Origin of the sequence: Rosenbergiella metrosideri, assembly GCF_022602565.1 — a bacterium.
GTDB lineage: Bacteria > Pseudomonadota > Gammaproteobacteria > Enterobacterales > Enterobacteriaceae > Rosenbergiella > Rosenbergiella metrosideri.
On record NZ_JALBCV010000048.1, the window covers coordinates 1 to 682 of the forward strand.

1 protein-coding gene is annotated in these 682 nt (G+C 39.6%); it reads right to left on the bottom strand.

What is annotated here, in order from left to right:
* Positions 1-8: 8 nt before the first annotated feature.
* Entirely contained in the window at positions 9-497 is a 489-nt protein-coding gene (locus tag MKR94_RS16410; RefSeq protein WP_241647882.1) for a superinfection exclusion B family protein, read from the bottom strand.
* Positions 498-682: the final 185 nt, after the last annotated feature.

Here is a 682-nt window from a genome sequence, read left to right on the forward strand (position 1 = left end):
ACAGCTCGCTAGTATCCAAGATATTTCTTTTTTAGTTCTTCACTAGATAAGAAATATTTCTTTACTGGCTCAATGTAATCACTAGTGATGACGTATTCATCGACAGCGCCGAGGAATAGCCCCTCACCTGTTGATTCCATTATCCCCTTATCAACAAGCGAGGTTATGGAATTTATATTTCCTTTGTGGGCTTTAGTTTTACGGGTTAATCCAAGCATCGCCAGTGTAGCTAATGTCGTCGTTTCTTCTTCACTTATATCACTCAAAACGAGCAACTTGGATTCAAGTGTCCTTTTATCTTTAGCTTTTAATATTGATTCCTTTGCCATCATTGCTAGCCATTGATAGGAAAGGCTTATGAAAAAGCTAACACCTAAAGATAATCCAAAGAAGTAATCGCCAATAGGTATCAAGTGAGTGCTTCGTTGGTTGATTACATCAACGATAGAAGTAGGTGTGAAGACCAAGAGAAGAACTAAGGATATTAACCAAGACATAAGATTCCTTAAATCTATGTTTCTTTCAAGAAAGGCGAATATCTGCCCTATCCAATTTGGCATGGTTGATTCTCAAGGCTGTTGTGGTGAATCAATTATATCAGAACCCCGGCTGTTGTGGTGACTAAAGGGGGTCGCGCATCCTGAGCGGCATATAAGAGCAGGAACCAATTCTTGATGGCTGA

Excerpts from the sequence above, each read along its gene's own strand:
- MKR94_RS16410 (WP_241647882.1), bottom strand. The coding sequence starts at position 497 with ATGTCTTGGTTAATATCCTTAGTTCTTCTCTTGGTCTTCACACCTACT.